The following is a 23,670-nucleotide window of genomic DNA, read 5'->3' as shown; positions in this document are numbered from 1 at the left end:
AAAAACTGAAGGGCGTGACAAGGTGCGGCGATCTTGCTCCGCAGGCAGTAGAGGCTGTTTTATCAATAAGGAGTTTTGAATGTCGCTGTTAAGGATGTCTACATTTTCTTTGTGCCTGGCTGGAATCAGCGTTGCTGGCAGCTCGCTCGCGAATCAGCAAGATCAAGAGCACCAGGGGTACGTCGTCTTGGTGGCCATGGAACAGATATGCAACAAGAATAACCCTGGCCTGAACGGGGATGTGGAGAACGCCATGGCCACTGAACCAAAATTCAACGAAGCAGCCAAGGCGCAAATCAGGAAGATAAAGTCCGATCCCGCCTATAAATTCCAGGTTTCAAACATGGTGAGCACCTTAACTAACTCACCACTCGGGGCCATGGCCCAGGACATGTGCAAGGAATATGCGCCCAAGTAATTTGGGCTTTTTTCTGGCGGCATTGCAAAGATGGCAAAGTTGAAACCTTCGCCATCGTTTGCCCCGTTCAGGCCTGGGTTTTATAGCGCTCGGCAACCGCCGATTGCTTGATTTCGGACAACAATCCCTGCCGCGCGCCCTGCAACGCATCCCAGCGAGCACCGTCCTGCAGCGGCGGGATGGTCACCGGTTCGCGACGGTCGAAGCCGACCAGCGCGGCATCGACCAGGTCGCCCACTTCCATGATCTCGTTCAAGGTATTGATGTCGATGCCGGCGCGCTCCCAGATTTCGGTCCGGGTCGCCGCCGGCAGGACGGCTTGGACGTAGACGCCTTTTGGGGTCAGTTCGAGGCTGAGCCCTTGGGACAGGAACAGTACGAAAGCCTTGGTCGCCCCGTAGACCGACATGCCGAATTCCGGTGCGAGGCCAACCACCGAGCCGATGTTGATGATCGCTCCGTCGCCGGCGTTTGCCAGGCGTGGGGCGATGGCGCTGGCGAGCCGGACCAGCGCGGTGGTGTTGAGTGAAACCAGGTGCGCGACGCTGTCGGTGGTCTGTTCGATGAAGCTGCCGGACTGGGCGGCGCCTGCGTTGTTGATCAGGATGCCGATGCGGTCGTCATCGCGCAGGCGGGTTTCAACTTTGTGCAGGTCGCCGATTTGGGTCAGGTCGGCCTGGAGCACGTCAACGGTCACGGTGTGTTCGTTGCGCAGTTCAGTCGCCAGTGCTTCTAGCCGCGTGCTGTCGCGGGCAACCAGCACCAGATCATGGCCGCGCTGGGCGAAGCGCTTGGCATAGACGGCGCCGATACCGGTGGAAGCGCCGGTGATGAGAACGGTTGTGCGAGTGGTCATGGTGTCAGTCTCTTCAGGATTGGGGGGCGATCAACTGCGTGATTTTTTTCGGCGCTATTGGGCATTCGCCTCGGCGAACGTCGGGTAGTCGATGTAGCCTTCGGCGCCGCCGCCATAGAGGGTCGCGGGGTTGAGGGCAGCCAAAGGGACGGCGCTTTTCAGGCGTTCCACCAGGTCTGGATTGGCAATGAACGGGCGGCCAAAGGCGATCAAGTCGGCCTTGTCTTCCAGGAGCTGCGAAGTGGCCAGGTCCAGGTCGTAGCCGTTGTTGGCGATGTAGGTGTTGTTGAAGCGCTGGCGCAAGCCGGCGAAATCGAACGGCGCCACATCACGCGGCCCGGCGGTCGCGCCTTCGACGACGTGCAGGTAGGCGATGTCCAGGGTGTTGAGCTGATCGACGATGTAGTCGAACTGCGCCTGCGGTGCGCTGCTGGACACGCCGTTGGCGGGCGAGACCGGCGAGATGCGCAGGCCGGTGCGTCCGGCACCGATCTCGCTCACGACGGCGGCGGTCACTTCCAGCAGCAGGCGGGCGCGGTTTTCAATCGAGCCACCGTAGGCATCGGTACGTATGTTGGCGCCGTCCTTGATGAACTGATCGAGCAGATAGCCGTTCGCACCGTGGATCTCCACGCCATCGAACCCGGCGGCAATGGCATTGGCAGCCGCTTGGCGGAAATCATTGACGATTCCCGGCAACTCGCTCACGTCGAGCGCTCGCGGTTCGGACACATCCTCGAAGCTGTTATTGACGAACACCTTGGTGGCGGGGCGCAGGGCGGAAGGCGCTACCGGGGCGGCGCCGTTTTCCTGCAGGGCCACGTGGGACACGCGCCCGACGTGCCACAGTTGCAGGAATATCCGACTGCCCTTGGCGTGGACCGCATCGGTCACTTCGCGCCAGCCGGCGATCTGCGCCTGGGTGTAGATGCCGGGCGTGTCCTGATAACCCTGTCCCTGCTGCGAGATCTGCGTGGCCTCGGCAATCAGCAAGCCTGCCGATGCGCGCTGGCTGTAATAGGTCGCCGCGAATTCACTGGGAACGAAGCCTTTGCCTGCGCGGTTACGCGTCAGCGGCGCCAGCACGACTCGGTTGGCGAGGGTGAGGGAGCCCAGGGTATAGGGGGTAAACAGCATCTGATCGGTCATGTCTCTCGTTTCCGTGCCAGTAGATGAGCGGTGGGTGCGGCTTGCGCTTAGGATGATGATCGAAATCTAAACTGTCAACGAATTTGATTACGGTTGGCATCTATGTATGATGAAGACTTGATCGGAGTGGTACGAGGTAAACGAACATGAGAGTCACCAAGGCCCAGGCACAGGCAAACCGGGAACACATCGTCGAGACGGCGTCCGTGTTGTTTCGCGAGCGAGGTTTTGACGGGATAGGCGTGGCGGATCTGATGGCCGCTGCCGGCTTCACCCACGGCGGTTTCTACAAGCATTTCGGTTCGAAGGCCGACCTGATGGCCGAAGCCGCTGCGGACAGTCTTTCGCGCTCATTGACCAGCGCCAGCAACCTGGATGTCGCTGGGTTCTTTGCCATGTATGTCTCGCGGGAGCACCGCGACGCTAGGGGCAACGGCTGCACGATGGCGGCGTTGTGCGGCGACGCGGCGCGTCAGTCCGATGAGGTCAAGGCTACGTTTGCCAATGGGGTGGAAGGCACGCTGGCTACCCTTGAGGAAAAGTTCAAGCCCACAGGAGAAGGTGGACGGGCAAAGATGATCAACTTGCTCGCCCATGCCATCGGCGCGGTCATGCTCTCGCGCGCTTGTCCGGATGATTCGCCGTTGGCAGACGAAATACTTGAAGTCTGCCGTGATCAGATCCTGGCGTCCTTGCCAGCCTCCGACCCCGAGGAAAACCAGCGGTAGCGCATTGCGCTACCGCTGTGGGGGATCAGAAGATGAACTTGAACAGGGCAATGACCACGATCAGGCCGATCAGGAAAATGATCCCAACGGTACCACCAAGAAATTTCAACATAGGAACGCTCTCATCGGATGGGCTTAATTTTCTAGACCCTTGGCGAGAGCGCACAGTTCGTTAAATTTGCGCGATGGGTAAAAAGCCTGGGCGCCGCTCAGTGAACCGCCAGGGACCTCGGCACGGACACATGTTCGAACTTCGAAACGGTCTTGATCCAATAGCGCCGATACTCGGTCTTGTCCGGCGCCAACGGTTTTTGGCTGGACCAAGGATGTTCCGCTTTCAGGCTGGCGCGATAAGCTTCCCATTCCTTCTGCTCGGCCGCTTCCCTGGCTTTGTTTCGATCATCGAACCAACCCAGGACGTAGGCATCGCTCTGGTCAGTTCCGCTCGCTATCAGCAGATATATGTCTGTCATCACCGGTTCCCGCCGTATTCCCACCACCCAATCACTGGGCTCTTGTCTGGTTATCGGCCGCGAATGCTGATTTTTGAAGCTGATTGATAAACGGGTTCGAGGCGCCACGGGTCAGGCATCCTCTGTTTGTGCCAGGTGCGCCATCAACCATTCGCGGAAGCGGTTGACGCTTTGCCGGTTCGGCACCTGGCCCAGGGGCTCCAACAAGCAGAATTGCGCATCGGTGCACAAGATGGCGGATGTCGGGCGCACGAGATTGCCGGTCTGTAGGTGGTCGCCGAGCAACCGCGTCCAGGCCAGGGCGATTCCCTGGCCCGCCAGCGCCGACTGGATCAGCATCGAGTAGTTGTTGATGTTGATGCGTCGACGAGGTTCTGGCGCTGGATGGCCCAGGCGCTGGAACCATTCCTTCCAGCCAATCCAGTCCCGATGCTGGTCCTCGAGCCACAGCCAGGTACAGGCGCCGAGTTGTTCAAGGTTGCCCGCCTCGGGATGCTGAGACAGGTAGGCCGGGCTGCACACCGGAAAAATTTCTTCATTGAACAGCGCAGTGACCTTCATGTTCTTGGGGGGCGTGCTGCAGTAGTACAGCGCCAGGTCGCAGTCGAGCCGGGAGAAATCCTCGACTTGATCGGTCGCGATGATGCGCAGGTCGATCTCCTCGTGCTGACGCTGGAACTCCGATACCAACGGCAGCAACCACAGCGATGCCATCGCCGTGCTGGTGACGACGGTGACTTGCTGCGCGCCTTGCCAATGACGCACGCCAGCCGTGGCGCGGGCGATCTGTTGCAGCGTATCGCGAACACTTTCGTAGTATTGGCTGCCTGTCGAAGTGAGGTTGATCTCACGGGTCGTACGGACAAACAGCGCTGTGCCCAGGTAATCCTCGAGCAGGCGTATCTGGCGGCTGACAGCGCCCTGGGTGACGTTCAGTTCGCGGGCCGCCACGGTGAAACTCAGGTGGCGTGCGGCGGCTTCGAACGCTACCAGGCTGTTGAGCGGCGGCAACGGTTGCAGTTTCATCGGGCTGGGTCACTGTCTTGTTGGTTTCAAGCGCAGGGCGATTGTGCAGAAGCCTGCGCGCAGTGACTACCTAATCCGGCATGACGGCTAGAGATCGATCACCAGGTTGGACGTCGGCTTGCTGCAACACAGCAAACGCAGGCCCTTGTCGATCTCCCGTTGCCGGATGCCGCCGTTGTGGTTCATGTCCACGGTGCCTTCCAGCAGGGCGGTCTTGCAGGTGCCGCAAACGCCCTGGCTGCAGGATGAAGGCACAATCGCACCGGCCTTTTTGGCTGCGCTCAGCACGGTCTGGTGGCCGGGCATGCTGAAGGTCTTGCCCGAACGTGCCAGCGTGACCGTGAAGATGTCCTGTTGATCCAATGGAGCGGCTTGCTCGATCAACGGTTCCTCATTCAACACCGCGATATCGAAGCTTTCCTGATGATAGTGGCCGAAATCGAACGACGCTTCCCTGAGCAACGCCTTGACCGCTTCCATGTAACCCTGGGGGCCACAGGTAAAGATTTCTCGCTCCTTGAAGTCCGGGACGTGTTGGCTCAACAAAGGCAAATCGAGACGACCCATCGGCTGTTGCCAGTGGCTGGCGTCGCCAAGCCCTTCACAAATATCGATGACCCGCAGTCCCGGCATATCGGCCTGCATTCGCGTCAACTCGCCGTGGAAAATGATATCCGCCGGCGTGCGAGCGCTGTGCACGAAAACAATGTCCAGGTTGGCAGCCATGTCGCAGGCGGCGCGGGTCATCGACATCAACGGGGTCACGCCGGAACCGGCGGAGAGGTACAACAGTTTTGCCGCTGGATGACCAACCGGCGTGAAGCTGCCCGCCGGCCCGGACGCCTTGAGGTTGTCTCCAGGCTTGAGATGGTCATGCAGCCAGTTCGACACCACGCCTCCGGGCACGCGTTTGACGGTGATCGAAAAAGCGAACGGGCGAGTCGGTGAAGACGACAGGGTGTAGCACCGCGCAATGGCCTGCCCATTGATGACGAGCGACAGGGTAATGAACTGGCCCGGCTCGAAACTCAACGCACTGAAGTCCGCGCATTGGAAAGTGAACGTTTTTACATCATGGGTTTCCTGTCGCACGGCGCAGCATTGCAAAATCTTCTGCTCGCCGCTGTGCCATTGCGCGCCAAACGCGCCCCAGGTTGCTGGATCGGTAAAACGGCTAGGGCGCGTCAGCTTTTGGTAAGTCGTCATGTTCATCCCTCACACGCCGTGGGCGGCCAGACGCGCCGCGTACCAGCGCGAGAACTGGTCGACATAGGTTTCGGTAAACGCCGAGAACGGTCCGGGCGTGTAGGCCGGGTCCTGGGTGCCGCTGTGGGTGATGCCGACGAGGCTGGCGTCCTGGAGGTTGGTCGCCGCCCAGACTTCGGTCAGCTTGTCCAACGCGTAGTCCACGCCTTCGACGGCGTCGGCGTGCACCAGCCATTTGGTGCGCACCAGGGTTCTATCGGGCGCCAGCGGGATGATGTACGAGACGATCGCATGATCGCTCATGATGTGGGTCCATGAGTTGTGGGTCCACAAGTGCATGTCGCCCAGGTCGCGGCGCGTGAGGTCGCCAAACAGCCGGGTGCAGGCCACGCGGGTATCGAGGGTCTGGGATTCGCCGTTGCCGGCGATGACCAGGCGCTGGGAGCGGAACTGAGTCACCGCGTCCTCGCCCAGATGCTCGACGGCGTCACCCAGGTAGCCTTCGCGCTCCCAGTCCTGCTTGGTATTGGCGTTGCGCTGGTGGTACTCCTGCAACGCCTGGAGCGAGTCCTCGCCCAGCCCATCGGTGCAGAAGCCGAAATCCTCCGGCAGGAACGACGCCGTCAGTTCGGGGTGGGTGGCGGCGCAGTGATAACACTCGCGGTTGTTCTCGATCACCAGTTTCCAATTGCCGTTCTCGATGATCTCCGACTCGTAGGCGATCTTGGAATGGGCAAGGTCATATTGAGCGAAACGCGGCGTCATGACTTGGTCCAGGTACAGGATGTCTTCTGGCGGCTCGTCACCCAGGCAGACGAAAACATGGGTGCCGACCACGCGCGTATGGACAGGGATCAGGCTCTTGCACCCCGGATCGAAGTCCTTGCCCATGTGCGCGGCATGTTTGAGGCTGCCATCGAGGTCGTACGTCCATTGGTGATAAGGGCAGACCAGCATGCCCACCGTCGATTTGCCGGCCTGTTTCAGGCGCGCCCCACGGTGGCGGCAGACGTTGCGGAAGGCCTGCACATGCTCGTCGTCATCGCGCACCAGGATGATCGAGGATTTGCCGATGTCGATCGTAGAGACATCGCCGGGTTCGGCAACGTCGCTGGTGACCCCGACCAGGATCCAGTGTTTGGTAAAAAAGACATCGACGTCGGTTTCAAAAATATCCTGGCGGCCGAACAGACCGCCGGGCATGCCATGGCCGGGGGCGCGATCGGCCAGCAGTTCACGATGGGTTTTCAAGGTAGGGTTCATCGTCGATCTCACTCAAGGCAAATGATCGGTGGTTGGCGGGCAAGCAGTGCAGCAGGAAAAATGGGTGTCGTTTGTTCAAGCCACCGAAGGCTCCGGCAATGGCTCGGGTAAGACCGGGCGCGACAGGTCATGGCCGAGCAACGCCCGGTACAGTTCCACGTCGCCCAATACGCCCAGGACGGTTTGGGCATCGTCGACTATGAGCAATGGATGACCTGTTTCATAACGGATCCCCAAGGCGACTCGCATGCTGGTTTCCGGCGCTACCAGTGTGACTTGGCGGCGCAAGGTCCCGAGGGCCTTGCCATCCTCCCAGCGTTGCGTCGGCAGGGCGGTTGCGCCTCGTCGGATGCTGGCCAGTCCTCGGGACTGATCCAGTGCCATCCAGAGGTTCTGTACCGTATCCAGGCAGTATTCATCTTGGGCGAAGACGCACCGGTCCAGCGGAGTCATCAAGCTTTTCGCGCACAGCACATTCAGCGGGTTGGTGTGGGCGACGAAGTTGCGCACGTAGTCGTCGGCCGGGTTGAGCACGATTTCTTCGGGCTTGCTGTACTGAATGATCTTGCCGTCCTTCATGATCGCGATCCGCGTCCCCAGCTTGAGGGCTTCGTCCAGGTCATGGCTGACGAACACAATGGTCTTGTGCAACTTGCGCTGCAGATCGAGCAATTCGTCCTGCAACCCTTGGCGAATCAGCGGATCGAGGGCCGAGAACGGCTCGTCCATCAGCAGAATGTCTGCGTCCATCGCCAGGGCGCGGGCCAGCCCCACGCGCTGCTGCATGCCGCCGGACAATTCGTCCGGCTTCTTGTTGCGCCACTGGGTCAAGCCCACCAGTTCGAGCTTTTCGTCGACCAGTCTGCGCCGCTCCTTCTCTGGGCGACCCTGCATCTCCAAACCGAAACCGATGTTCTCGCGCACCGTCAGCCAGGGCATCAGGGCGAACTTCTGGAAGACCATGGCGATGCGCTGGGTGCGCATCATTTTCAACTCGGCTGGGGTGCAGGCGGCAATGTCGATCTGCCGACCTTCGTGTTCGACGAAGAGCTTGCCGCGGCTCACCGTGTTCAAGCCGTTGATGCAGCGCAGCAGGCTGGACTTGCCGGAACCCGACAAGCCCATCAATACGCAGATTTCGCCTTTGTTGATTTCCAGGTTGGCCTTTTCCACGCCGACGATCAGGCCGGTCTTCTGCAGAATGTCCGACCGGGAAAAACCTTGATCCAGCAGGTCCAGCGCGGCCTTGGGACGATGGGCGAAAATGACGTCGACGTCTTCGAAACGAATGATGCTCATGCGTCACCTCGTCTTACGGTTTCGCGCTGTTTGCAAATGCGGTCGAGGATGATCGCCAGGAGCACGATCGCCAGGCCTGCTTCGAAGCCCATGGCGATATCAGCCGTGTTCAACGCATTGACGACAGGTTTGCCCAAGCCGTCCGCGCCAACCAGCGCGGCGATGACCACCATCGACAGCGACAACATGATGCATTGGGTGATGCCGGCGGCGATGCTCGGCATCGCATGGGGCAGTTCGATGCGGGCCAACAACTGGCGACGCGAGCAACCGAACGCCTTGCCGGCGTCCATCAATTCTTGCGGGACGTCACGCACGCCCAGGTACGTAAGGCGAATCGGCGCGGCGATCGCGAAGACCACCGTGGAGATCAACCCCGGAACGACGCCGAGGCCGAACAGCGTCAAGGTCGGGATCAGGTAGACGAAGGTGGGCACGGTCTGCATCAGGTCGAGCACCGGTCGCAAGGCTGCGTAGAACCAGGGGCGATGCGCCGCGACGATCCCCAGCGGCACGCCGACGATCACGCACACCAGCGTGGCGAATGTCACCTGGGCCAGGGTCTCCATGGTTTCCTGCCAGTAGCCCAGGTTGAGAATCAGCAGGAACGACAGCGCGACGAACAGCGTCAGGCTCACCTTGCGTTGAATGTAGAAGGCGAGCAGCGCCAGCAGCCCTATCAAGGCCAACGGATTGAACCAGAGCAGGGCGCTGGTGAAGAGGCTGATGATTTCGGAGAGCGACGACGATATGGCGTCGAATACATCAGCGCCATGCTGGGTCAGCCACTCGACGTACCGGGCGATGTGCTCGCCCAATGGAAGTTTTTCTTGCGTAGTCCACATAGAGGCGGCTCGTTGTTGTTTTGGTTTGCCTGGAGCAGATACTCGTCCCGGGCCTGCCATGCTGACAAACCATTTAAAATCAGCCGTTCATGACTTTTTCTCATCAATCTTTTTTGCGCTCTCGGGGGAAGAAGAGGCGGAGAGTCGATCAAATGTACTTAGGTGTACATTTAGCGGGCATCCGAGTACATTCGCGTTACGTATGTTCAATAAGGTGGATGCAAGATGCCCCAGGTAGGGAAGGCACGTGGCAAGGCCCAGGACGCGGGTTGGCGGGGGTCGCCCGAAGGGTGGCTGGAAGCGGCCTACGAGGCCTTGAAGGAGTCCGGCATCGATGCGGTCCGGGTCATGCCGTTGGCCAAGCGCCTGGGTTTGTCACGCACCAGCTTCTATTGGTTCTTCGAGGATCGCGAACAGTTGCTGGCGGCCCTGCTGTCGCGCTGGCGCGAGACCAACACCGGCGGGTTGATCCGGCAAAGCGAAAGCTACGCCGAGAGCATCTCCGAGGCGATCCTGAATGTCTTCGAATGCTGGCTCAACCCACAACTGTTCGACTCGCAGTTTGAATTCGCGGTGCGCAGTTGGGCGCTCCAGTCCGCAGAGGTCGCGCAAGAAGTTGCCGTTGTCGACGAGCAGCGAATGGGCGCGCTGGCGAGCATGTTCAAGCGCTTTGGCTACGACAGCCAAGGGGCCGACGCGCGAGCCCGGACGATCTACCTGACGCAGATCGGCTACATCACCATGAACACCAGCGAGCTGATCACCGTGCGTTTCCAGCGCATCCCTCATTACGTGAGCATCTTCACCGGCAAGGTGCCCAAGCAGCGCGAGCTGGATCGTTTCTATGGCAAATTCGGCTATGCCGAAAAAGAGCCTGGGGTCTTTGTGCCGCTGGTGGAAACCTTTGAAGAGACGGCTGGAAAATGACCGGACCGACGCTGGGCATCATTGGCGGTACGGGCTGGCTGGGCGGGGCGATTGCCAAGGCCGTGCTGGCGAAGGCCTTGTTGCCGGCGGGTAATCTGATCCTCTCCAATCGCTCCGGGGCACATCCACTGGCGCAGCAAGGCGTTTGCCTGGTCACCGACAACCAGGCACTGGTGGACCGCAGCGACGTCATCGTCATCGCGGTACGCCCCGAGCAGTTCGCCAACCTGACCCTCGACGCGATGGGCAAGACGGTCATTTCACTGATGGCCGGAATCACGGCGCAGGCGATTGCCGCGCAGACCTCGGCTTCAAGGGTCGTACGGGCGATGCCCAACGCGGCGGTGGAGATCGGGCAATCCTTTACGCCGTGGTATTGCGCTGGCGTGGCAGAGCCGACGACGAAAAGCCTGGTTCAGCGCTTGTTCGAATGCGTGGGCACGGCTGCCGAGGTCCAGCAGGAAGATTTCATTGATTACCTCTGCGCGCTGTCGGGCACCGGTCCGGCCTTACCTGCCTTGTTGATGACGGCGTTGGCGAATCAGGCAATGGCGGCCGGCATTCCAGCCGAGATTGCCCAGCTTGCCGCGAAAAATGTCGTGGTCGACAGCAGCCAGCTGCTGGCCAATCATGACGCGCAACATATGATCGATGCCCTGGTCGCCTATCGCGGCGTGACGGCCGCCGCCTTGCAGTCAATGACCCAGGGACATTTCGAGGAGCAGGTGGGAAGGGCGTTGCAAGCCGGCGCCGCAGTCGCACGCAAAGGGCTCCAAGGCTGATCCACTGCCCGGAACTTGTGGGAGCGGGCTTGCTCGCGAAGGCGTCAGCCAATCCAATATCCCCGTCACTGACCCACCGCTTTCGCGAGCAGGCTCGCTCCCACATTGGGCTCTTTATCCACCACAAACATCGTATGCAACTCAATCCCCTTGTGGGAGCGAGCCTGCTCGCGAAGGCGTTAGCCGATCCAACATCCCTGTCACTGACCCACCGCTTTTGCGAGCAAGCTACATCTCATTACTCAGCCTTGAAGCAATACACCGCCAGCTTGTTCCCATCCAGGTCCCGGGCATAAGCCGCGTAGGCATTTTCCGCCCAGCCGCGAGAGCCCGGCAGCCCCTCGCACACGCCGCCGTTCGCCAGCGCGGCGCTATGGAAGGCATGGACCGCCGCCCGGTCCGGCGCTTCGAAACTCACGGTGACGCCGTTGCCGATGGACGCCGGGTTGCCGTTGGCCGGGTTCAGTACAAAGAACGAAGGCTTGTCGACGCCCCAGATGGAGCCGGCCTCATCAAGGTCGGCAACGCGCTTCAGGCCGATTTCCTTCAAGGTAGCGTCATAGAATGCGCGAGCGTTTGCCAGGTTGTTGGTGCCGACGGTGACATGGGTAAAAACGGACATTTCATTTCCTTTCTGTTGGTTGTAGAGGTTTACGGACGGGATAACCCGTGGCGAGGGAGCTTGCTCCCGCTTGAGTGCGAAGCGCTCATAACAGGTCTGCCGCGCAGCCCAGTGGGAGCAAGCTCCCTCGCCACGGATTGAGCGCATTTCTTATTCAGGGCGAACGTTGCTCGATCCTTATCGGGCTGCGCCTTCAGATGTCCTTGACCAGCCGCAGCGCATCGTAGATCGCGGCATGGGTATTACGCGCCGACACCGCGTCACCGATGCGGAACAGTTGGAAGCGGCCCTCGGGGTTGGTCACGATGTTCTGGGTTTTCCCTGCAATCAGATCGTGTTGTTCAACCGCGCCGTCGTTTTTCGAATGCGGGCGCAGTTCGAAGTACAGGTCATCCAGGGGCAGGGTGCCGTGGTTGACCACCACCTGATCGACCACGCGCTGCTTGTGCACCTGGCCGTAATCGCTGCCGAAGCTGGCAACCAACTGGCCGTCGCGCTTCTCCACGGAATCGACCCGATAGGTGACGGTGAAGGTGACGTTCAGGTCTTGCAGGCTGCGCATGTATGGCACGAGGTTCATGGCCATCACTTCCGGCGCGAACGATCGGTCGGGCGTGACGATCTCCAGTTTCGCACCGCTGTTGGCGATCACCTCGGCCGCCTGTAGCGCCGCGTGGTCGCCGGCGTCGTCGAAGATCAGCACGTTCTGGCCGGGTTTGACGTCGCCGGAAATGATGTCCCAGGTCGAAACCACCAGTTCGTTGCCTTGCTTGAGCACCTCGGTGTGGGGCAGGCCGCCCGTGGCGACGATCACCACGTCCGGCTCCTGGGCCAGGACTGTCTCGGCTTCGGCCCAGGTGTTGAATTGGAACTTCACGCCCAGTCGTTCGCACTGCGCCATGCGCCAGTCGATGATGCTGATCATCTCGCGGCGACGCTCGCTCTGCGCGGTCAGGCGGATCTGCCCGCCTGGCTGGTCGGCCACTTCGAACACCGTGACGTCATGGCCGCGTTCACCGGCTACCCTTGCCGCTTCCAGCCCCGCCGGGCCGGTGCCGATCACCACGACCTTGCGCTTGACCGACGCCTTGGGAATGTCGTGGGGCATGGTGGTTTCGCGCCCGGTGGCGGCGTTGTGGATGCAGTACGCGGCGCCGCCCTGGTAGATGCGATCCAGGCAATAGTTGGCGCCAACGCAGGGACGGATGTCTTCTTCACGCTTCTCGATGATCTTGCGCACGATGTGCGGGTCGGTCATGTGGGCGCGGGTCATGCCGATCATGTCCACCTTGCCCGAGGCGATGGCGTGTCGCGCGGTGGCGACGTCCGGGATCTTCGCCGCATGGAACGTCGGGAAACCGGTGGCCGAGCGAATCTCGCCGGCAAAATCCAGGTGCGGTGAGTTGCGCATGCCCTGGATCGGGATCACGTCGGTGAGGCCGGCATCGGTATCGATATGCCCGCGCACGACGTTGAGGAAATCCACCAGGCCGCTGTCCTTGAGCATGTGGGAAATCCGGATGCCGTCGCTGGCACCGAAGCCCCCTGGCAAGTCTTCGTCGCCGGTGTAGCGCACCCCCAGCAGGAAATCCTCGCCGCAACGCTGGCGGATACCGCGCAACACATCGAAGGTGAAGCGCATGCGGTTTTCCAGCGAGCCGCCGTAGGGCCCGTCGAGATCGTTGGTCAGTGGCGACCAGAATTGATCCATGAGATGCCCGTAGGCCTGCAGCTCCAGGCCATCCAGGCCGGCAGCCTTCATGCGTTCGGCAGCGTCCACGTAATCCTTGATGATCCGGTCGATGTCCCAGTCTTCCATCTTTTTCGGGAAGGCCCGGTGGGATGCTTCGCGGCGATGGGACGGCGAGACGACCGGCAGCCAGTCAGCCTTGTCCCAGCGCGTGCGCCGGCCCAGGTGGGTCAGTTGGATCATCACCGCCGCGCCGTGCTCGTGGCACTCGTCGGTCAGGTCCTTCATCCATTTGACCACTTCGTCCTTGTACGCCAGCACGTTGTTGAACACCGGCGGGCTGTCCCGGGAAACAGCGGCGGAGCCGGCGGTCATGGTCAGCGCCACGCCGGCCTTGGCCCGCTCGACGTGATAGGCACGGTACAAGTCCTTCGGCATGCCATCGACGGGATACGCCGGTTCATGAGAGGTGGTCATGATCCGATTCTTGAGCGTCAGATGCTTGATTTTGTAGGGCTGCAGCAGAGGATCACTGGACATGGTGTTGCTCCGGGAACAGAACATCAGGCTTGGTTTTGACATAACGGTATGTGCAATGTTCATGTGTGTCAACGATTGAGACACATGTGTACATTTTTCTTGCGCCACGGAAAAACCAGGATTACCATCCAGTCGAAACAGGGGTGATCCGGCACATGTAGCCGGTCGCCCGCGTCGATCCAGAGTGCGAGGGGGATGCGAGGAATCATGAAAGTGCTCGTTGCGGTAAAGCGCGCCATCGACCCGAATGTGAAGGTCCGGGTAAAGGCTGACGGTTCGGACGTCGAGCTCAACGGCGTGAAAATGGCCTTGAACCCGTTCTGCGAGATCGCGGTGGAGGAGGCAATCCGCCTCAAGGAGAAGGGGCTGGCGTCCGAGGTCGTGGTGGTCTCGGTGGGCACTCCTGCGGCGCAGGAACAATTGCGCACCGCATTGGCGCTGGGCGCGGATCGAGCACTTCTGGTGGAGACGAGCGCGGTCCTTGAGCCGCTCAACGTCGCCAAGTACTTGAGCAAGGTGATCGATCAGGAAAAGCCGCAACTGATCCTGTTCGGCAAGCAGGCGATTGACCAGGAGAACAATCAGGTCGGGCAAATGGTGGCGCAGTTGATCGGCTGCGGTCAGGCCACTTACGCCTCGGCGGTCAATCATGTCGACGGGCAATGGGTCGTCGAGCGTGAAGTCGACGGCGGCAGCCAGGTCGTCGCCCTCACGGTGCCCGCCGTGGTGACCTGTGATTTGCGCCTGAACCAACCGCGCTACGCCTCGTTGCCGAACATCATGAAAGCCAAGAGAAAACCGTTGGAAATCATTGCCGCCGACACCTTGGGCGCGAGCGTGAAGGAACATGCTCGATTGTTGGGCGTGGTCCCACCGCCGGTGCGCAAGGCAGGCATCACGGTCGCTTCGGTGACTGAGCTGGTGGATAAACTGAAAAACGTGGCGGGGGTGATTTGATGCGCAGTTTAGTGATCGCCGAGCACAGTGCCGGTCAACTGACGGCAGGTACACGCAGCGCCGTGACCGCCGCTCTGGCGCTGGGGGGCGAGACGGATTTGCTGGTCTTGGGTGGAGCGGATGCGCCGGAAGTGGCGCGTCAAGCTGCGCTCGTCCAAGGCCTGGACCGAGTTCTGCTCGCACAGGATGCGCTGTTCGAAAAAACACTGGCCGAAAATACCCAGCCGCTGATCACGTCGTTGGTCTGCGAGGGTTATACGCACGTTTTCGCCGACGCCAGCAGCATGGGCCGCAACCTGTTGCCACGGGTCGCGGCCAGCCTGGATGTCGGCATGCTTTCAGACGTTACCGCTATCGTTTCGGCGGACACTTTCCAGCGTCCCATCTATGCCGGCAACGCGATCGCCACGGTGCAGTCCCTCGATCCAATCAAGTTGCTCACCGTTCGCGCCTCGGCGTTTGCCCAAGCGCTGACCCAGGACAAACCCTGCGAAGTCATCGTGGTGGAGGGCGGCCAAAGCTCAACCCACGCCCGCTTTGTCAGTGAACAACTGACAACCAGTGCAAGGCCCGATCTGTCGAGCGCCCGCGTCGTGGTGTCCGGCGGCCGGGGGATGCAGGCCAAAGACAATTTTGCCTTGATCGAACGCGTGGCGGACAAGCTCGGTGGCGCGGTGGGTGCCTCCCGCGCAGCCGTGGATTCAGGGTTTGCCCCCAACGATCTGCAGGTTGGGCAAACAGGAAAAATCGTCGCGCCAGAGCTTTACATCGCGGCGGGTATCAGCGGCGCCATCCAGCACCTGGCGGGCATGAGCGGTTCCAAAGTGATCGTCGCGATCAACCAGGACGCCGAGGCGCCGATTGCCCAGGTGGCGGATTACCTGTTGGTGGCGGATTTGTTCGAGGCTTTGCCGGCACTCGAGAAGGCGTTGTGAATGAGCCGGTCATTGCGGTTGGAAACGCCAGAGGGCGGAGGAGGGCCGAAAAACTTTAGTCCCCGTGATTTTCATAACTAGAACCACCGGATGGCCGCGTGCGGTCGTGATGGGAAAATGAATGCTTCTGCTGCCCTGCCAATAACTATTAATACAGTCTGCGGAGATGCACATGATGACGTTACCCAGTAAAACTTTAATCGGCTGGTTTGCAGGCCTTGCTTTAGCCTGCAGCAGCCTGATCGTCCAAGCCGAGGAGCCCGCGCCCATCCGTATCGGCTGGGTGAACTGGTCGGACACGGAAATCGCGGTGAAACTGGCGAACACCGCGTTGCAGGATCACCTCAAGCAACCGGTCAAGTTGGTGCTGGCCGACATCGGCATCCAGTTCCAGGCGCTGGCTAACGGCAATATCGACTTGATCCCGATGGTCTGGCTGCCCAGCACCCACAAGTCCTTCTATGACAAATACAAGGACAGGCTCGAAGACCTCGGCGTGCTGTACGAAGGCCGGATCGGCATGGCGGTGCCCACTTCCATTCCCACCAGCGAGATCGCCAGTGTCGAGGACCTCAACAAGCCTGAAGTGCGGGAAAAACTCGGTGGCAAGATCCTCACATCGGAAGTGGGCAACGGTCAGTACAAGCTGACGGAAAAGGCCATCAAGGAATACAAGCTCGACGGCTACAAGATGGTGGCTTCGTCGGAGTCCGGGATGCTGAGCGAGCTGGATCGCAACATCAAGCGCGACAAATGGTCGTTGGTCAACGCCTGGAGTCCGCACTGGATGTTCGCCAAATGGCCGCTGCGCTACCTCGATGATCCGAAGCAGATCTTCGGTGGTGCCGAGCAGATCCACGCCGTCGCACGCAAAGGATTCAGCGCGGAGCACCCTGACGTGGCGCGCTTCTTCGCCAACTTCAAGATCCCCAAGGCTGACCTCGAGAAGTTGATGGCGGATGCCCGTGACAGCACGGCGGACAAAGTGGTTGCGGAATATTACGCAACCAACAAGCCGCGTTTCGAAGCGATGTTTGGCAGCCAGACGGCTTCTGCGACGCCAGCCCAGTAATCGTCGTTGCTATCCGATAGCTGTTGCAGTCCGGTGCCCTTGGTCGAGAGCCGAGGGCACTGTCTGCTGTGTCCTGTCGCAGGTGTAGCAGGGCAGGGGGTTGTTCCATTCAGAGGCTGAGCGATGACCGTGACAACGCTGGGTATCAAGTTGGATGAGGAGACACGCGCCAGGTTGAAGTCGGCATCGGCCAGGTTGGACCGGACCTCGCACTGGTTCATGAAAAAGGCGATTTTGAACTTCATTGAACAAGTCGAAGCCGGGGCCGGCGTTGAAGCACTCGTAGCCGCCGAAGCGCTGGAACGGGATCGGTTGCGCCATAGCATTGCGAGGCGCCGCACAGAGAGCAGCCTGCTTGAAGATACCGTCCCAGGTGCGCGCGGTGCATGATCATGACACCCCCCGCCCTCGGTTAGGGATCGCCCTGTGCCTTCTGTCCATGCTGATTTTCGCAGCCCAGGATGGCGTCACCAAAGTACTGGTCAAAGACCTCCCGATCGCACAACTGGTCATGGTGCGCTATTGGGTGTTCCTGGCTTTTGCTGTCGGTTACAGCGTCTATCAGGGCAGCCTGCGGACTGCGTATCGAAGCCACCATCCTTGCCAGCAGGTCATTCGTGCGCTCATCGGGGTCGGTGAAAGCGCACTGTTTGGACTGGGGCTGCGCTATCTGGGGCTGGCGGAAATGCATGCGCTGTATGCGGTGTTCCCCTTGATGACGTTGGCATTGGCAGGGGCGTTCCTGGGCGAGTTCATTGGTGTGCGTCGATGGATTGCCGCCGCCATTGGCTTCACGGGGACGCTGGTTATCCTTCGTCCAGGCTCCGGCGTCTTCGAACTGGCAGCGCTGATTCCGTTGTTGTCTGCGTTGGGTTTCGCGATTTTCAGTGTGCTGACCCGACGTATCAGCCGGCAGGACTCGTTCGCCACGAATATGCTTCACATGGGTTTTTTCGGCGCGGTAGCGATCACCATGTTGGGCCTTCCAGGCTGGGTATCACCGAGCCCGGCGCAATGGGGCCTGATAGCAGTGCTGTCCATGACCGGCGTGGTGGCCCAGCTGTTATTGCTCCAGGCACTGAAGGTTGCAACGGCGGCCACACTCCAGCCGTTCAACTATTCTCTTCTGGTGTTCGCCACGCTGATCGGCCTGTTGGTCTTCGGCGAGCTACCCGACACTTGGACCGTCGTGGGCGCCTGCCTGGTGATTGCCGGCGGGATGTATGCGATCAAGGCAAAAGGGTAGCGAACGGGCAGGCGAGCCGTCCTTGGCTCGAAAGGTCGCTACTGATTCTTGTCCAGCGTCCTTAACGACTGCGGCAAGCCCCACATCAGCAAGGCCCCGGCCAGGATGCAGGTGCCGCCGATGACATACAGCGCTGGCGTGGTGCTGCCGGACATGTCCTTGATGTAGCCCACCATCACCGGGCTGACGATCCCGCCGAACTGCCCCAGTGTGTTGATCAGCGCGATCCCTCCCGCAGCGCCGGCTCCTGCACCTGCGAGCAGCTTGGGAGGAAGCGCCCAGAAGGCCGGGATCGAGGCGATGATGCCGCTGCCGAGCAATGCCAGGGAAATGGTCAGCAGCAGTGTGTGGCTCGCAAAGATGCCCGCGCTGAAGAAACCGATCGCGCCGGCAAGCACTAGGCCGCAGACGAATTTGCGCCGCTCCCCGGTGGCGTCGGACCAGCGCCCGATCACAATCATGCTGATGGCGCCGCAGACATAAGGCACCGCGGTGAGCAGGCCAATGATGGTCGGGCTTTCGGTGCCGGCGCTGCGAATGAGTTGCGGCGCCCAGAAATTGAGCCCGTACGAGGCGACCTGGATGAGGAAGTAGATCAGGCCCAGCATCAGGAAGCCCGGCAATTTCAGCGCCGTCATCAATGAGCCGCCATGCTTGTGGGGTTCCTGGCTGGCGATACGACTGGCCAGGTAGGTTTTCTCGTCATCGGTCAGCCATTTGGCGTCCGTGACGCGGTCCTTGAGGGTGAACAGCACGACTAGGCCCAGGCCCACGCAGGGAATGCCACCCAGCAGGAACAACCAGTGCCAGCCGCGCATCTGCAGGACGCCGTCCATATGACCCAGGACGAGACCGGAGACCGGTGCGCCGATCAGCCCGGCAAACGCAGACGCCAGGAACAGGGTGGAGGTGATGCGCCCGCGGTAGTTTTGTGGAAACCACAGGGTGAGGTAGTACAGCACACCGGGGGCGAAGCCTGCTTCCATGGCTCCGATGATGAAGCGCAGCACGTAGAACTGCCACTCGGCGGTGACGAATACCATCAGCGCCGTCGCGATCCCCCAGGACATCATGATGCGAGCGATCCAGCGACGGGCGCCGACCTTGTACAGCATCATGTTGCTGGGCACTTCGAACAGGACGTAGCCGACCACGAACAGTCCGGCGCCCAGCCCGTAGGCGGTATCACTCAGGCTCAAGTCGGCTTGCAGTTGGAACTTGGCGAAGCTGATGTTGATGCGGTCGAAGAACGCGAACAGATAGCAGACCATGATCAAGGGCATCAGGCGCCATGCCACCTTGGCGATCAAGGCTTTTTCATCGTTGGCCACGGTGGCGACGCCGTCGCCCTGTGAGGTTACGGATACGGACATGAGTTTTTTCTCCAGGCGAGTTTCCCTAGGGGAACCCTTTTGTTTTTGTTGTCTGGCTGGCGACCCGAGTCGCCTCGTTGTGTGTCAATCGATACCAGGAGGCAGCGGATGAAGGTCACGATTTCGTCCCGCCTTGGCCACTTGCCCTGGCATCTCGTGCCCGAGAAGCGAGGGCAGGGTGCGGGACAGTTTCAGTAAGTGGGGCAGGTCGATTCCGGTGTCGATGCCGATTTCTTCGCACAGATTCACCAGGTCTTCGGTGCAGATATTTCCTGAGGCACCCGGGGCGAAAGGGCAGCCTCCCAGTCCACCGAGCGAGGCGTCGAAACGCCGGGCCCCGGCCTCGTAGGCTGCCAGCACGTTGCACAGGCCCAGGCCTCGGGTGTTGTGGAAGTGCAACGTCAAGGCACTGGCGGGAAGTCGTTCCAGCACCCGGCGCACCAGTCGGTAGACCTGGCGTGGGTTGGCCATGCCGGTGGTATCGGCCAAGGTCACACCTTGCATGCCGAACGTTTGGTAGGCATCGACCAGGCGCATCACCACGTCTTCATCGACCGGCCCTTCGAACGGGCAGCCAAAGGTCGTCGCTACCGAGCCGTTGAGGCTGACGCCGCTGTTACTCACCAGCGAAACCACGTCGGCGAAGGCGGCCAGGGACTGCTCGCGGGTCATGCGCATGTTGGCCCGGTTGTGGCTCTGGCTGGCCGACAGCACCAGGTTCAGTTCGTCGGCCTCGGCGTGGAGTGCCCGTTGCGCACCCTTGAGGTTGGGGATCAGCGCGACATAAATGACCCCGGGGCGTCGCGCGATGCCCTGGAACACTTGCTCGCCATCGCGCAGCGCGGGAATGGCCTTGGGCGACACAAAGGATCCTGCTTCAATTCGCGTGAAGCCGGCCAGGGACAGCTGATCGATAAGTTGGACCTTGTCCGCCGTTTCGACCCAGGTCGGCTCGATCTGCAGGCCATCCCGGGGCGAGACTTCCTGGACGATAAGGCGTTGCGAGTAGTCGGTGATCATTGCACGACCCCCTCATTCTTCAGGCGTTGGATGGCGCTTTCGTCCAGGCCCAATTCGCCCAGTACCGCTTGGGTATGCTGGCCGAGGCTCGGCCCTTGCCAATTGACGGTGCCCGGTGTGGCCGACAGCTTGGGGACAATCCCGGGCATCTTTACGGCGGCGCCGCCCGGAAGCTGCGCATCCAGGATCATGTCGCGCGCCTGGTAGTGCGGGTCGCTGACGATGTCCTCCACGGAGTAGATTCGCCCCGCCGGCACCTCGGCTTTTTCCAGCGTGTCGAGGACCGCATCGATTGGCAGCCTGATGCTCCACTCGCTGATAGCGCGATCGAGCTGTTCGCATTCCGCGACCCGTCCGTCGTTATGGGCGAATGCCGGATTTTCACCCAGGTCGGGTCGCCCAATGGCGATCATCAGGCGCTTGAAGATGGGGTCGCTGTTGCCGGCGATGACGACGTAGCCGCCGTCCGCCGTCGGGTAGGTATTGGACGGCGCGATGCCCGGCAAGGCGCCGCCGCTGCGTTCGCGGACATGGCCGAGCATGGCGTATTCCGGCACGAGGCTTTCCATCACGTTGAACACGCTTTCGACGAGGGAAACGTCGACGACCTGGCCGTCGCCCTGGCCGGTCTTGACCCGCAACAACGACATCAGCGCGCCCATGACCGCATGCATCGAGGCCAGCGAATCGCCAAGGCTGACGCCCATGCGCGCGGGCGGCGATTGCGGGTCGCCGGTGGTGTAGCGAACCCCGCCCATGGCCTCGCCAATCGCACCGAATCCCGGGCGGTCGCGGTAAGGGCCGGTCTGCCCATAACCGGAGATCCGCACGAGGGTCAGCTTGGGATTGAGCGCATGCAGCACGTCCCAACCCAGCCCGAGTTTTTCCAATGCACCAGGGCGAAGATTCTCGATCAGCACATCGGCGCTTTCGGCCAGTTGCTTGACGATCGCGATGCCTTCGGCGGATTTGAGATTGAGTGCCAGGGATTTTTTGTTGCGTGACTGCAGGTACCACCAGAGCGAGGTGCCTTCATGCAGCTTTCGCCACTTGCGAAGTGGGTCGCCTTGGCCAAGGCTTTCGATCTTGATCACCTCGGCACCAAATTCAGCCATCAAGCGCGCGGCAAAAGGGGCGGCGATGAGTGTCCCGATCTCGATGACGCGGATTCCGCTAAGAGCAGTCATGGTGCAGCCTCGTGTTTCTTGGAATTTGTGCCAAGACTAGAGGCTGACCCGAGGCAGATTCCAACCTTGTGTTGGAAAGGGGCGTTCGCGTTTCGCGAACGCGGCGTTGGATCATTCGCTGAGCTGAAGGTGGTCGAACAACAACCGGCTCACGGGGGACAGGGCGTCGCGCTCGCGAACCACCAGCAGCAGGGTTCGATGGGACCAATCATCGATGAGCGGCACGACCGTCAATCCAAGGCCTTGCCCGAACAGTTCGTAGGCTTTGTACGGCAGGACGCCGATGCCCATGTTCGCCTGCACCATCCGACACACCGCGTCGAACCCCGGCACATGGATGCGCACGCGCAAGGATTCGCCGAGGGCGTTGGCGGCGGCGTGGACGCGGCTGTTGATCGAGCTCGCGGCGTGCAGGCCGATATGGTCGTATGGCAAGGTTTCCGAAAAGGCCACCTGGGCCCGGTTGGCCAATGGATGGTCAGGGCGCATGACCACGGCCAGGCGGTCGTGGCGGTAAGGCACGCTGAACAGGTCCTTGGTGTCACTGTCCATCGTGCAGATGCCCAGGTCGGCCACACCGTCGATGATCCCTTCGACCACACCGGTGCTGGGGCGCTCCTCCAGATCGACCTTCACCCGCAGGTGGGTGGACACGAAGCTGTGCAGGTCTTCAGGCAGGAATTGGATGATGGCCGAGAGGTTGGCAAGCATGCGCACGTAGCCCCTGAGCCCTTGCAGATGCTCACCGACTTCGATGCCGACTTTCTCCACCTCGGCCAGCATGCGTCGCGCGTGGTGCAGCAGTGTTTCGCCGGCGGCGGTCAGGGACATGCCTTTTGCGGTACGGGAAAACAGCGCGACGCCCAGCACTTCCTCAAGCTCCATCAAGCGCTTGCTGGCCGCCGACACCGCGATAGCTTCCCTCAATGCCGCGCGGGTCAAGGTGCCTTCTTCATGGACGGCGACGAACAACTGAAGCGTGATGAGGTCCAGGCGTCTGATCAGTTGCTTGTGGAGCATGGAGCCTGTCCTGTTGGTTGAGCGCTGACTCTGGCACCTTGTGGGGGAGTGAGCAAGTTCGTTCCGACACAGGATATTCAGCAGGCAAAAAACACAGGGAACCGCAAGGCTTTTGTGGGAGCGGGCTTGCTCGCGAAGAGGCCGGCACAGTCTATATGCTTCGTCGACTGTGACACTGTCTTCGCGAGCAGGCTCGCTCCCACATTGGATCTTCAGTGGACCTAAGCCCGGTTTAGAACTTGAAGCGCCCCACCAAGCCCTTGAGCTGCCCGGAAATATCCGTCAGACGGCTCGAACCGGTCTGTGCGGTGTGGGCGAATTCCTCGACCAATTGCGCATCGGAATGAATCTGCGCGATGTGCCGGTTGATATCTTCGGCCACTTGGTGCTGTTGCTCCGCGGCGGTGGCGATCTGCGTGTTCTGGTCGCGAATCGAGTCCACCGACGTGCGGATCTTGTCGAAGCTGTCGCGGGCCTGCTGGATGCGCTCGACGCTGGTGTGCGACACCTGCAGGCTGTTCTGCATCTGGTGTGTCACTTCCTGGGTGCGCCGGGCGAGGTTGCCGAGCAGGCTGTCGATCTCGCCGGTGGAGTCGGCGGTACGCCGTGCCAAGGCGCGTACCTCGTCGGCCACCACGGCGAAGCCGCGGCCCTGGTCACCGGCACGGGCGGCTTCGATGGCCGCGTTGAGGGCGAGCAGGTTGGTCTGCTCGGCAATCGAGCGAATGGTGTCCAGGATCGTGTTGATGTTCTTGCTGTCCTGCTCCAGCGCCTGCATGGTCTGGGTCGACTGCTGCAATTCCTCACTCAGCTTCAACACGCTGCCGGTGGCTTCGCCGATGTGGTGCTGGCCGTCGTGAACGTCGCGATAACCCGTGTCCGCGCTGACGGCGGCCTGGCTGCAGGAGCGGGCGACTTCGTTGGCGGTGGCGACCATTTCGTTGAACGCGGTACTCACCAGTTCCACGGCCTGGCGCTGGCGCCCGGCGGCTTCGTTCATGTTCTGGGCCACATCGCTGGTATCGGCGGCGGCATT

The 23,670-nt window shown here is 61.0% G+C and carries 25 protein-coding genes; 9 read left to right on the top strand and 16 right to left on the bottom strand.

Going from position 1 to position 23,670, the window contains the following annotated elements:
- Positions 1-79: 79 nt before the first annotated feature.
- The gene (locus KSS97_RS19210; RefSeq protein ID WP_030142159.1) at positions 80-418 is read left to right on the top strand and encodes a hypothetical protein; all 339 of its coding nucleotides are present in this window, start codon (positions 80-82) and stop codon (positions 416-418) included.
- Between the two features lie 67 nt (positions 419-485).
- Here KSS97_RS19210 and KSS97_RS19205 read toward each other — a convergent pair whose 3' ends face one another.
- The gene (locus KSS97_RS19205) at positions 486-1,274 is read right to left on the bottom strand and encodes an SDR family NAD(P)-dependent oxidoreductase (RefSeq protein ID WP_198796024.1); all 789 of its coding nucleotides are present in this window, start codon (positions 1,272-1,274) and stop codon (positions 486-488) included.
- A gap of 54 nt (positions 1,275-1,328) precedes the next feature.
- Positions 1,329-2,423 (bottom strand): alkene reductase, encoded by a 1,095-nt coding sequence (locus KSS97_RS19200; protein WP_198796025.1) that lies wholly within the window; start codon positions 2,421-2,423, stop codon positions 1,329-1,331.
- A 146-nt stretch (positions 2,424-2,569) separates the two neighbouring features.
- On the opposite strand from KSS97_RS19200, the gene KSS97_RS19195 reads away from it, so the two are divergent.
- Positions 2,570-3,151 (top strand): TetR/AcrR family transcriptional regulator, encoded by a 582-nt coding sequence (locus tag KSS97_RS19195; RefSeq protein WP_217859923.1) that lies wholly within the window; start codon positions 2,570-2,572, stop codon positions 3,149-3,151.
- Positions 3,152-3,176: 25 nt separating this feature from the next.
- On the opposite strand, the gene KSS97_RS28875 is transcribed toward KSS97_RS19195, so the two are convergent.
- From KSS97_RS28875 to choW, 7 genes are all read right to left on the bottom strand, one after another.
- The gene (locus tag KSS97_RS28875) at positions 3,177-3,263 is read right to left on the bottom strand and encodes a small membrane protein YohP (RefSeq protein WP_442087941.1); all 87 of its coding nucleotides are present in this window, start codon (positions 3,261-3,263) and stop codon (positions 3,177-3,179) included.
- A gap of 97 nt (positions 3,264-3,360) precedes the next feature.
- A complete protein-coding gene (locus KSS97_RS19190) occupies positions 3,361-3,624 on the bottom strand; it encodes a hypothetical protein (protein ID WP_030142163.1) in 264 nt (87 codons plus the stop codon).
- A 111-nt stretch (positions 3,625-3,735) separates the two neighbouring features.
- Positions 3,736-4,650 carry a LysR substrate-binding domain-containing protein gene (locus KSS97_RS19185; protein ID WP_030142164.1) on the bottom strand — a complete coding sequence of 305 codons (915 nt, stop codon included), beginning with the start codon at positions 4,648-4,650 and terminating at the stop codon, positions 3,736-3,738.
- Between the two features lie 87 nt (positions 4,651-4,737).
- The gene (locus KSS97_RS19180) at positions 4,738-5,856 is read right to left on the bottom strand and encodes an FAD-binding oxidoreductase (RefSeq protein ID WP_217859922.1); all 1,119 of its coding nucleotides are present in this window, start codon (positions 5,854-5,856) and stop codon (positions 4,738-4,740) included.
- Between the two features lie 9 nt (positions 5,857-5,865).
- Positions 5,866-7,119 (bottom strand): aromatic ring-hydroxylating oxygenase subunit alpha, encoded by a 1,254-nt coding sequence (locus KSS97_RS19175; protein WP_217859921.1) that lies wholly within the window; start codon positions 7,117-7,119, stop codon positions 5,866-5,868.
- Between the two features lie 75 nt (positions 7,120-7,194).
- Positions 7,195-8,418, bottom strand: a complete 1,224-nt coding sequence (choV, locus tag KSS97_RS19170) for a choline ABC transporter ATP-binding protein (RefSeq protein ID WP_217859920.1) — start codon at positions 8,416-8,418, stop codon at positions 7,195-7,197.
- The gene (gene choW / locus KSS97_RS19165; RefSeq protein WP_217859919.1) at positions 8,415-9,263 is read right to left on the bottom strand and encodes a choline ABC transporter permease subunit; all 849 of its coding nucleotides are present in this window, start codon (positions 9,261-9,263) and stop codon (positions 8,415-8,417) included. Before choW ends, choV begins: the two co-directional genes overlap by 4 nt.
- A gap of 225 nt (positions 9,264-9,488) precedes the next feature.
- On the opposite strand from choW, the gene KSS97_RS19160 reads away from it, so the two are divergent.
- Together KSS97_RS19160 and KSS97_RS19155 are read left to right on the top strand one after the other, a co-directional pair.
- Positions 9,489-10,190: a TetR/AcrR family transcriptional regulator gene (locus KSS97_RS19160; RefSeq protein ID WP_039592843.1), complete on the top strand. Its 702-nt coding sequence runs from the start codon at positions 9,489-9,491 to the stop codon at positions 10,188-10,190.
- Positions 10,187-10,972: a pyrroline-5-carboxylate reductase family protein gene (locus KSS97_RS19155; RefSeq protein WP_217859918.1), complete on the top strand. Its 786-nt coding sequence runs from the start codon at positions 10,187-10,189 to the stop codon at positions 10,970-10,972. The genes KSS97_RS19160 and KSS97_RS19155 overlap by 4 nt, the downstream gene beginning before the upstream one ends.
- A gap of 238 nt (positions 10,973-11,210) precedes the next feature.
- On the opposite strand, the gene KSS97_RS19150 is transcribed toward KSS97_RS19155, so the two are convergent.
- Entirely contained in the window at positions 11,211-11,594 is a 384-nt protein-coding gene (locus KSS97_RS19150) for a VOC family protein (RefSeq protein ID WP_030141849.1), read from the bottom strand.
- A gap of 193 nt (positions 11,595-11,787) precedes the next feature.
- The gene (locus tag KSS97_RS19145) at positions 11,788-13,824 is read right to left on the bottom strand and encodes an NADH:flavin oxidoreductase (RefSeq protein WP_198796032.1); all 2,037 of its coding nucleotides are present in this window, start codon (positions 13,822-13,824) and stop codon (positions 11,788-11,790) included.
- 207 nt (positions 13,825-14,031) lie between these two features.
- Between KSS97_RS19145 and KSS97_RS19140 the strand changes: the two genes are divergently transcribed.
- The 5 genes from KSS97_RS19140 (at position 14,032) to KSS97_RS19120 (ending at position 18,034) form a co-directional block, all read left to right on the top strand.
- Entirely contained in the window at positions 14,032-14,781 is a 750-nt protein-coding gene (locus KSS97_RS19140; RefSeq protein WP_217859917.1) for an electron transfer flavoprotein subunit beta/FixA family protein, read from the top strand.
- Entirely contained in the window at positions 14,781-15,716 is a 936-nt protein-coding gene (locus KSS97_RS19135) for an electron transfer flavoprotein subunit alpha/FixB family protein (protein ID WP_217859916.1), read from the top strand. Before KSS97_RS19140 ends, KSS97_RS19135 begins: the two co-directional genes overlap by 1 nt.
- Before the next feature lie 172 nt (positions 15,717-15,888).
- Positions 15,889-16,788: a glycine betaine ABC transporter substrate-binding protein gene (locus tag KSS97_RS19130; RefSeq protein ID WP_030141845.1), complete on the top strand. Its 900-nt coding sequence runs from the start codon at positions 15,889-15,891 to the stop codon at positions 16,786-16,788.
- 123 nt (positions 16,789-16,911) lie between these two features.
- Positions 16,912-17,178 carry a ribbon-helix-helix protein, CopG family gene (locus tag KSS97_RS19125; protein WP_030141844.1) on the top strand — a complete coding sequence of 89 codons (267 nt, stop codon included), beginning with the start codon at positions 16,912-16,914 and terminating at the stop codon, positions 17,176-17,178.
- A complete protein-coding gene (locus KSS97_RS19120; protein ID WP_225936133.1) occupies positions 17,162-18,034 on the top strand; it encodes a DMT family transporter in 873 nt (290 codons plus the stop codon). The genes KSS97_RS19125 and KSS97_RS19120 overlap by 17 nt, the downstream gene beginning before the upstream one ends.
- Positions 18,035-18,072: 38 nt before the next feature.
- Here KSS97_RS19120 and KSS97_RS19115 read toward each other — a convergent pair whose 3' ends face one another.
- The 5 genes from KSS97_RS19115 to KSS97_RS28815 all read right to left on the bottom strand — a co-directional run bounded on the left by KSS97_RS19115 (position 18,073) and on the right by KSS97_RS28815 (position 23,634).
- A complete protein-coding gene (locus KSS97_RS19115) occupies positions 18,073-19,407 on the bottom strand; it encodes an MFS transporter (protein WP_217859915.1) in 1,335 nt (444 codons plus the stop codon).
- An 84-nt stretch (positions 19,408-19,491) separates the two neighbouring features.
- Positions 19,492-20,427, bottom strand: a complete 936-nt coding sequence (locus KSS97_RS19110; RefSeq protein ID WP_217859914.1) for a hydroxymethylglutaryl-CoA lyase — start codon at positions 20,425-20,427, stop codon at positions 19,492-19,494.
- Positions 20,424-21,614 (bottom strand): CaiB/BaiF CoA transferase family protein, encoded by a 1,191-nt coding sequence (locus KSS97_RS19105; RefSeq protein ID WP_030141840.1) that lies wholly within the window; start codon positions 21,612-21,614, stop codon positions 20,424-20,426. Before KSS97_RS19105 ends, KSS97_RS19110 begins: the two co-directional genes overlap by 4 nt.
- A gap of 111 nt (positions 21,615-21,725) precedes the next feature.
- The gene (locus KSS97_RS19100; RefSeq protein WP_217859913.1) at positions 21,726-22,634 is read right to left on the bottom strand and encodes a LysR family transcriptional regulator; all 909 of its coding nucleotides are present in this window, start codon (positions 22,632-22,634) and stop codon (positions 21,726-21,728) included.
- 232 nt (positions 22,635-22,866) lie between these two features.
- Entirely contained in the window at positions 22,867-23,634 is a 768-nt protein-coding gene (locus KSS97_RS28815; RefSeq protein WP_407683462.1) for a methyl-accepting chemotaxis protein, read from the bottom strand.
- Positions 23,635-23,670: the final 36 nt, after the last annotated feature.

This window comes from Pseudomonas alvandae (assembly GCF_019141525.1).
GTDB lineage: Bacteria > Pseudomonadota > Gammaproteobacteria > Pseudomonadales > Pseudomonadaceae > Aquipseudomonas > Aquipseudomonas alvandae.
The sequence above is the reverse complement of the archived record's forward strand: the minus strand, read 5'-3'. Positions and strand labels throughout refer to the sequence as shown.

What these genes read in the sequence shown, in the direction of transcription:
- KSS97_RS19210 (WP_030142159.1), top strand. Translation starts at nt 80, where the DNA reads ATGTCGCTGTTAAGGATGTCTACATTTTCTTTGTGCCTGGCTGGAATC.
- KSS97_RS19205 (WP_198796024.1), bottom strand. Translation starts at nt 1,274, where the DNA reads ATGACCACTCGCACAACCGTTCTCATCACCGGCGCTTCCACCGGTATC.
- KSS97_RS19200 (WP_198796025.1), bottom strand. Translation starts at nt 2,423, where the DNA reads ATGACCGATCAGATGCTGTTTACCCCCTATACCCTGGGCTCCCTCACC.
- KSS97_RS19195 (WP_217859923.1), top strand. Translation starts at nt 2,570, where the DNA reads ATGAGAGTCACCAAGGCCCAGGCACAGGCAAACCGGGAACACATCGTC.
- KSS97_RS28875 (WP_442087941.1), bottom strand. Translation starts at nt 3,263, where the DNA reads ATGTTGAAATTTCTTGGTGGTACCGTTGGGATCATTTTCCTGATCGGC.
- KSS97_RS19190 (WP_030142163.1), bottom strand. Translation starts at nt 3,624, where the DNA reads ATGACAGACATATATCTGCTGATAGCGAGCGGAACTGACCAGAGCGAT.
- KSS97_RS19185 (WP_030142164.1), bottom strand. Translation starts at nt 4,650, where the DNA reads ATGAAACTGCAACCGTTGCCGCCGCTCAACAGCCTGGTAGCGTTCGAA.
- KSS97_RS19180 (WP_217859922.1), bottom strand. Translation starts at nt 5,856, where the DNA reads ATGACGACTTACCAAAAGCTGACGCGCCCTAGCCGTTTTACCGATCCA.
- KSS97_RS19175 (WP_217859921.1), bottom strand. Translation starts at nt 7,119, where the DNA reads ATGAACCCTACCTTGAAAACCCATCGTGAACTGCTGGCCGATCGCGCC.
- choV (WP_217859920.1), bottom strand. Translation starts at nt 8,418, where the DNA reads ATGAGCATCATTCGTTTCGAAGACGTCGACGTCATTTTCGCCCATCGT.
- choW (WP_217859919.1), bottom strand. Translation starts at nt 9,263, where the DNA reads ATGTGGACTACGCAAGAAAAACTTCCATTGGGCGAGCACATCGCCCGG.
- KSS97_RS19160 (WP_039592843.1), top strand. Translation starts at nt 9,489, where the DNA reads ATGCCCCAGGTAGGGAAGGCACGTGGCAAGGCCCAGGACGCGGGTTGG.
- KSS97_RS19155 (WP_217859918.1), top strand. Translation starts at nt 10,187, where the DNA reads ATGACCGGACCGACGCTGGGCATCATTGGCGGTACGGGCTGGCTGGGC.
- KSS97_RS19150 (WP_030141849.1), bottom strand. Translation starts at nt 11,594, where the DNA reads ATGTCCGTTTTTACCCATGTCACCGTCGGCACCAACAACCTGGCAAAC.
- KSS97_RS19145 (WP_198796032.1), bottom strand. Translation starts at nt 13,824, where the DNA reads ATGTCCAGTGATCCTCTGCTGCAGCCCTACAAAATCAAGCATCTGACG.
- KSS97_RS19140 (WP_217859917.1), top strand. Translation starts at nt 14,032, where the DNA reads ATGAAAGTGCTCGTTGCGGTAAAGCGCGCCATCGACCCGAATGTGAAG.
- KSS97_RS19135 (WP_217859916.1), top strand. Translation starts at nt 14,781, where the DNA reads ATGCGCAGTTTAGTGATCGCCGAGCACAGTGCCGGTCAACTGACGGCA.
- KSS97_RS19130 (WP_030141845.1), top strand. Translation starts at nt 15,889, where the DNA reads ATGATGACGTTACCCAGTAAAACTTTAATCGGCTGGTTTGCAGGCCTT.
- KSS97_RS19125 (WP_030141844.1), top strand. Translation starts at nt 16,912, where the DNA reads ATGACCGTGACAACGCTGGGTATCAAGTTGGATGAGGAGACACGCGCC.
- KSS97_RS19115 (WP_217859915.1), bottom strand. Translation starts at nt 19,407, where the DNA reads ATGTCCGTATCCGTAACCTCACAGGGCGACGGCGTCGCCACCGTGGCC.
- KSS97_RS19110 (WP_217859914.1), bottom strand. Translation starts at nt 20,427, where the DNA reads ATGATCACCGACTACTCGCAACGCCTTATCGTCCAGGAAGTCTCGCCC.
- KSS97_RS19105 (WP_030141840.1), bottom strand. Translation starts at nt 21,614, where the DNA reads ATGACTGCTCTTAGCGGAATCCGCGTCATCGAGATCGGGACACTCATC.
- KSS97_RS19100 (WP_217859913.1), bottom strand. Translation starts at nt 22,634, where the DNA reads ATGCTCCACAAGCAACTGATCAGACGCCTGGACCTCATCACGCTTCAG.
- KSS97_RS28815 (WP_407683462.1), bottom strand. Translation starts at nt 23,634, where the DNA reads ATGAACGAAGCCGCCGGGCGCCAGCGCCAGGCCGTGGAACTGGTGAGT.